The sequence below is a fragment of the Microvirga tunisiensis genome (assembly GCF_009296175.1).
Lineage (GTDB): Bacteria > Pseudomonadota > Alphaproteobacteria > Rhizobiales > Beijerinckiaceae > Microvirga > Microvirga tunisiensis.
In genome coordinates this window covers 51,986-57,985 of the sequence record NZ_VOSK01000016.1, presented here as the reverse complement: position 1 = coordinate 57,985, position 6,000 = coordinate 51,986, and the positions used below count along the sequence as shown (strand labels likewise).

Sequence of the window (6,000 nt, the reverse complement as noted above, 5' to 3'; positions counted from 1 at the left end):
TCACCGGCAAGCCCAAGGCCAACGTCGGCATCAAGCTCGATGTCAAGGAGTTCGCCCGAGGCATCAAAGCCCGCTCGATCCCCGACACGTCTGACGGCATCAAGTACGCCTACGTCGTGGTCGATCCGTCAATGTTCATCGAGAGCGGCGGCCCATCGCTGGCCGAGCGCATGGTCGTCAACGGCATTCGCAACATCCGGCGCGGCGACAACAGCCGTGTCGCCACCAAGGGCGCGATGGGCGGCTGGGATCAACTGAGATCGAGGTTGCGCGGTGAAGGCTGGACCGAGGATGGCCCAGTCCCTGATTGGACCCCGGCGTTTTACGTGTTCGAAACCTGCGTTCATTTCATCCGCACCGTGCCCGTGTTGCAGCACGATCCTGATCGACCAGAGGATTTGAACAGCGATGGCGAAGACCATGTGGCGGATGAAGTGAGATATAGTTGCATGTCACGCCCCTATGCTTTCAGGCCGGTCGAAGAGAAGAAGCCGGTCGCGCAGGAGCTGACCTACGAGGCCGTGCAGCAGCCGGATGGCACGGTCAGCCTTCGGTCAAACATGAACGTCATGGAATGGGCCGAGCGCAAGGCGGCGAAGAAGAAGAGGCGGGGCCGCTGATCAGCGCGACTTGCAGAGGAAGCACGGCTCGATGCCTGTCGGCAGGGCGGGCCACGTCATGACGGGACCCAACTACTACGGTCCCGGCTCGCCTGCGGGGCGAGATCAAAGCTTCGGCTATGAACCTTTTGACCCCTCAATCACTGGCAATTTCGGTTCGAATTACGGGCCGTCGTCGTTTGCGGACAGCATCTATGGCAGTCCGCAGCCCATCAGTCAGGCACCGATGGCCCAGCTCAAGGGCTTCGCGGGCCGCAACTCCTTCGGCACCAGGGGCATGCGCGATCCCATCGGCAACTTCGACTATGAAGGCCCGATGCCACCGCAGCGCCCCGGCAAGGTCGGGATGCGCAACCCGAATGTCGGCCCGATCCCGCCGTCACGGCCTCTCTCGGGCGTCGGCACGATGCTCAAGGGCAATGCCGGGGTCAACGAGTTGAGTTGCTCGGCGGGACCATGCTGCCGCAGAACGTGGCCAGACCCGGCGTGCAACAGTCTGCCGTGCAACAGGCCGCGCCAATGGCCCGCGAGGACTTCTGGTCGCCGGGGCCGGTTGGCCGCGCTGCTGGATCGAATGCCACGGGCCGGGAGACCCAGCGCACGGCTGACGGAGTGATCCATGACAATGCGGGCGCTTATGGCGGGCGCGATGCCTTCGGCCCCAACGACCCCTTCGGCGGCCTCGGGTTTTCGAACAGGGGCTATGCCGATGTGGTCGACAGCTTCGATCAGGCCATGGGCATCACCCGCTCCGTCTACGATCAGCGGGGAAGCCTCGTCTCCCGCTCCAGCACGCGCGGCGCGATGAGGGATAACGTCCTGGGCATTGACGGCGTCCGCAGCGACGGGCGCGGCACAGGCGACACCGGCATGTCGGGCGGCAGCGACGGGCGTGGCGGCGGTTCGCTGGGCGACGGCTCCTACTCCGAAAGCTCGGGTCGCAATGAGAATAATCCTCAGGTGATACTTTGGTCCTACAACCGTAGCAAACGTAGCAAGTGTAGCAAGGCTCCAACCCAAAACTGCATTTTGCAGAGCTAACGGAGCTAACGGAGCTAACGGAGCTATCGGAGCTAACGGAGCTGATGTGTTGGAGAGCCCGCCTGCGGACCAAGGCCTGACGCGCGGGCGAGGCGCTCGGCCTGCCGAGCGCCACTGTGCCGACAGCCCCTGAAACCCGACCTATTGTAACTATTGTCACAGCACCCGGATCACTCCTTTCAGGAGCTACCGGCACTATTGTCACAGCGTTGGTGATTGGCCCAGATGAGGGCTTGAAGGCTCGCCGGAAAAGCACGGATCAGAAGGAGCAACCGAGAGCCCAAGGTGGGAAAAGCGGTGGGGACGGCCACCATGCAAACCAAAATACTCTAAAAGGTTCAAGTGCTTAGGCAAGGCAAATGGCGGAGACGGAGGGATTCGAACCCTCGATACCCTTTTGAGGTATGCTCATTTAGCAAACGAGTGCCTTCAGCCGCTCGGCCACGTCTCCAGGCGAAAAGACCGGATCTGAGATCCCGCTTCGCAGGTGGCGCAATAGACGCGAACAGGGTCTTTTCGTCAAGGTCCAAAATGGCCCGATCGCATCAGTAGCAGAGGGAAAAGCCGCCCCAGGCACGCGATGGGCGGGTTTCACCAGAACAGATGGGACACGGCGAGACTCGCAAGCCCGATGCCGGAAAGGAAGACCGGAAACCACTTCGGACATGAGCACTTTGCTTCGTTGAATTCCACCCCGTTCCTCCAATCGGTCGCTGAGCCGAGCCCATCAAAGCGGTTGCCGGCCCAGGAGGGAAGGGGGGTGGGTGGTGAAATATGAGCCGGTGAGCCCAAATGCAGGGCATCATGAGTGCCTAGGGAGCGTCACCCCGCTTCGCTCATGTCGCGGGCGCGATCTCGGCCGTCTCGTAGAGATGCCGGATCTCCTCGAAGCTGCGGATGGCCGGGGCCGACCGCCTGACGATGACGGCACTCAATTGCCTGAACTTGTCGTCGGCCCAATCTTCGACGACCAGGGTGATGGCATCCCGAAGCGGCAATGCCGCGATCTTGCACGCCATGGTCATGCCCGCCGATCGCTCGAAGGGTCGGCTTAGTGCGAGTAGATCCACCATCTCATCGAAATCGTGGGCTGCGGTCACGATGCTCTCCACTGCAAAGGCTCGAACAACCTCGGCCATTGGCAGCGAATTGTGGCAACCCAATGCCCAAGCTTGCCGAAGGCTTGCTTGAGGAGGGGAAGTTCAGCGGAAAAGAACCGTTCGGCCTAAGACAACGGCCTTCGCGCCGGATATTTGAAGTGCTTGAGCAACTCGTCGTTGTGACCGACAAGCAGTGCAGCCTCCGAGGGCAGTGCCTCCTCGGTCACGCATTCAAAGCCTGAAAAGGAGCCCAGAAACGTCGTATTCGGAAGGCTCATGAGGAAGATCGATTGGCCGGACGTCGGGTCGGACGCAGCGGCGAGCATCATCTGCTTCGGGCTTCCGAGCTTGACGAAAAGCTCTTCGAACTGGTCCTGAGTCGGGCCCCATTCAGCGGGACCGATTGCCTTCTTTGCCCAGAGCATCGCCGACATCCCGCTCCCAAGGAGCACATCCAGTATAATCCTAACCTAGAGCATCGGACCCGAAAGTGGAAACCACTTTTGGATCCATCCGATGCTTGAACCCTTGAGATGAGCATCGTCCCGCGCGGACAACCGGATCCACATTTCGCTGACGCGCACCTCCAGGTTCGCACGATGCGCTACTACCGGCACACAAGCGAGCGAATGCTCGAAGGCGAGGCTAAGGGATCGAGAGAGGGTGGGAGACCGCGTCGAAGCGAGGACGGCTCTAATTCAGGCTCTTCTTCCGGATGGATCTTTCCATGTGCGGATAGGGTTTGGAGACATTCTCCGAGACATCCGGAATGATGAGCACGGAAACGGCATGGCCATTGGATGCGAGCGTATCCGCCGCGTCGAAAGCCGACCGTTCCGCGTCCTGACGCGTTGCGAATGCCGTCTGTTCCCGGTCTGCGTAGGTTACCAGCCACTCGTCTTGAAACTTGAAGACGACAAAGCGGTCAGTATGCATCAGCCCCTCCCACGCTCCGCGTCGCAACAGAGCGCTGGAAGGCTACCTGATTACCGGCTTTCAGGAATGAGGCGATGGAGGTAGGAGGCAGGTCAAAAGGATAGAGCGCCCGGCCTTGCAAGAAAGCCGAGGCGCTCTGCCGTGGTCGGTATCAATGAGCGCCGTTGACCTTATGGGCGGCGCTCACCTTTCGAATGACCAAGCGGTTCGGTCAGGCGCTGGGGATCCGCCCTTCGGGCGTATACTGATCAACGGCCTGCGGAAGCTCCTTGGACAGTCGCGCGAGGATCTCCTCTCGCGACAAACCGGTTTGCTGCGTCAGAGCCGCCAAGACGTCAGGCCCGATCGCCTGCTCCAATTGCTGTGGAGCGACCTCCTTGTTCGGGCCGGTGCCAACCCAGGACTCGGCAACATCGCCCTGGCCATTCTGTCGGAAGCTGTCGACCAACTCACCCAAGCCGCCGCTCAGCAGACCGCCGGAGTTCTGTCCGCCTAGGCCGCCAAGCAAGCCGCCCAGGCCGCCTAAACCGCCTAGGCCACCTGCGCCGCCTTGTTGGTGTCCCGGGCCACCCGGAGCCCCGCCTGGGTTGGATGTAAGGCCGCCGAGCATCTCAGCAATCTTATCCCGGTTTTGGAAGCCAGCGACGGCAAGAAGCCCCAAAAGGGCCGTCATGGATGGAAAGCCTCGGCTCATGTGTTCCTCCTCGTCTGATCCACGAGAACAGCAGCCGCGTCAAAAGGGTTCCAATATCTGCGTCCCGCCGCAGCCTGCCGATCCATTATAGGTCGGAATGAATCACCGAGGAGGGCAGGGTCTATTCGCGATGCCTGGTGACAGAGGATTCTTCATCCCGATAGCGGACCGCGAGCGATATCAAATAAAGATGCGGAATGATATTCAGTTTTGTGTGGGGCTGCGCACGGCACGTGACACGGCGCTCAGCACCGGCGCGTCCATCAGCGAGAAGGATTTTTTCGCCATCTAAGGTGTGCTCGTCGGCCCCGCAGGAAACTGCGGGGCTTTCGCTTAAGGCCCGTAACCTATGCTCAGGACGGCTCTCAGGGGGCCGGATTGACGAACCATTGTTCGCTGCGGAATGTAGGCGCCCGTGTTCGGTAGGGTCTTGAAAGGTAAGGTCGATGACGACGTTCGATGTGGCGGTGATCGGGCTTGGCGCCATGGGGAGCGCCGCGCTCTTCAATCTTGCTCGTCAGGGACGGCGCGTCATCGGCATCGAACAATTCGAGCCGGGGCATGACAAGGGCTCTTCGCATGGAGAGAGCCGGATCATCCGGCTCTCCTATTTCGAGCACCCGTCCTATGTTCCGTTGGCGCGTCGCGCGATGGAGAAGTGGCGCGAGCTGGAGCAGCTCTGCCGCCACAACATTCTCACCGTCACCGGCGTCCTCGAGGCAGGCTATCCCGGCTGCCCCATCGTCGAGGGCTCCCTCGAAGCGTCCAGGTTGCATGGCCTCGACCATGAGGTCCTGAGCGCGGCCGAGATCAACCGGCGGTTTCCGGCTTTCAAGGTGCCGCCCCACTGGACCGGATTGTATCAGCCTGAAGGCGGTTTCCTGCGGCCGGAGCTCGCCATCCAGCAATTCGTCGGACTGGCGGAAAGACATGGCGCCGAAGTCAGGACGGGGACACGTGTCCTGGCCATCGAGCCGCTCGGCTCCGGCGTGCGTGTGAGGACGGAAGCCGGTGAGATCGAGGCCGGGTCCGTGATCGTTGCGGCGGGTGCCTGGATCGGCGATTTCGCGCCCGAGCTGAAGCCGCATCTCAAGCTGACGCGCCAGGTGCTCGGCTGGTTCGAGCCTCTGCAACCGGCCTATTACGCCCCGGATCGCTGCCCGGTCTTCATTCTCGAATCCGAGGACGATGCCTGCTACGGTTTTCCGGATTTCGCCGGCACGGGCGTCAAGACGGCGTCCCACCGCAAGGGGGCCTATCTCCCGTCGGCCGACGATTTGAGCCAGGACGGCGGAGCCGCCGACGAGGCGCAGATCCGGCGCATGCTCGCCCTGGCGATGCCGGAGGCGAACGGGCCGCTCCGGGCCATGCGGACCTGCATGTACACCCGTACCCCGGACGAGGATTTCGTGATCGATCGGTCTTCTGCCGATCCGCGGATTATCCTGGCCTCGCCGTGTTCGGGGCATGGCTTCAAGTTCGCCAGCGTGATCGGAGAGGTGCTGGCCGACCTCGCCCTTGGAAAAACGCCTGCGAACGACATCTCTCGTTTCAAGCTCGAACGCTTCCGGCGGCAATCGGCCTGAAGCGGCGAAGCAGAAAGCTGGAG

At 61.8% G+C, this 6,000-nt stretch carries 6 protein-coding genes, 1 tRNA gene and 1 pseudogene; 3 read left to right on the top strand and 5 right to left on the bottom strand.

Annotated features, from left to right (window positions below; genetic code table 11):
- Both FS320_RS45845 and FS320_RS07500 read left to right on the top strand, forming a co-directional pair.
- Nucleotides 1-620, top strand: a pseudogene (locus FS320_RS45845) (hypothetical protein); the annotation flags it as partial.
- A gap of 441 nt (nt 621-1,061) precedes the next feature.
- On the top strand, nt 1,062-1,661 hold the full coding sequence (locus FS320_RS07500) for a hypothetical protein (RefSeq protein WP_192926259.1): 600 nt from the start codon (nt 1,062-1,064) through the stop codon (nt 1,659-1,661).
- Nucleotides 1,662-2,021: 360 nt separating this feature from the next.
- Here FS320_RS07500 and FS320_RS07495 read toward each other — a convergent pair.
- From FS320_RS07495 to FS320_RS07475, 5 genes are all read right to left on the bottom strand, one after another.
- Nucleotides 2,022-2,112: transfer RNA gene (locus tag FS320_RS07495), tRNA-Ser, on the bottom strand.
- 385 nt (nt 2,113-2,497) lie between these two features.
- A complete protein-coding gene (locus tag FS320_RS07490) occupies nt 2,498-2,761 on the bottom strand; it encodes a hypothetical protein (RefSeq protein WP_338105304.1) in 264 nt (87 codons plus the stop codon).
- A 125-nt stretch (nt 2,762-2,886) separates the two neighbouring features.
- The gene (locus FS320_RS07485) at nt 2,887-3,186 is read right to left on the bottom strand and encodes a hypothetical protein (protein ID WP_152710463.1); all 300 of its coding nucleotides are present in this window, start codon (nt 3,184-3,186) and stop codon (nt 2,887-2,889) included.
- A gap of 268 nt (nt 3,187-3,454) precedes the next feature.
- Entirely contained in the window at nt 3,455-3,697 is a 243-nt protein-coding gene (locus FS320_RS07480) for a hypothetical protein (RefSeq protein WP_152710462.1), read from the bottom strand.
- A gap of 211 nt (nt 3,698-3,908) precedes the next feature.
- Nucleotides 3,909-4,391, bottom strand: coding sequence for a YidB family protein (locus FS320_RS07475; RefSeq protein ID WP_152710461.1), 483 nt, complete (start codon nt 4,389-4,391; stop codon nt 3,909-3,911).
- A 446-nt stretch (nt 4,392-4,837) separates the two neighbouring features.
- Between FS320_RS07475 and solA the strand changes: the two genes are divergently transcribed.
- Nucleotides 4,838-5,977 carry an N-methyl-L-tryptophan oxidase gene (gene solA, locus FS320_RS07470; RefSeq protein ID WP_152710460.1) on the top strand — a complete coding sequence of 380 codons (1,140 nt, stop codon included), beginning with the start codon at nt 4,838-4,840 and terminating at the stop codon, nt 5,975-5,977.
- The last annotated feature ends 23 nt before the right edge of the window (nt 5,978-6,000 follow it).

Bases quoted from the DNA above. Each gene is read 5' to 3' on its own strand.
- solA (WP_152710460.1), top strand. From the start codon at position 4,838: ATGACGACGTTCGATGTGGCGGTGATCGGGCTTGGCGCCATGGGGAGC.
- FS320_RS07475 (WP_152710461.1), bottom strand. From the start codon at position 4,391: ATGAGCCGAGGCTTTCCATCCATGACGGCCCTTTTGGGGCTTCTTGCC.
- FS320_RS07485 (WP_152710463.1), bottom strand. From the start codon at position 3,186: ATGCTCTGGGCAAAGAAGGCAATCGGTCCCGCTGAATGGGGCCCGACT.
- FS320_RS07480 (WP_152710462.1), bottom strand. From the start codon at position 3,697: ATGCATACTGACCGCTTTGTCGTCTTCAAGTTTCAAGACGAGTGGCTG.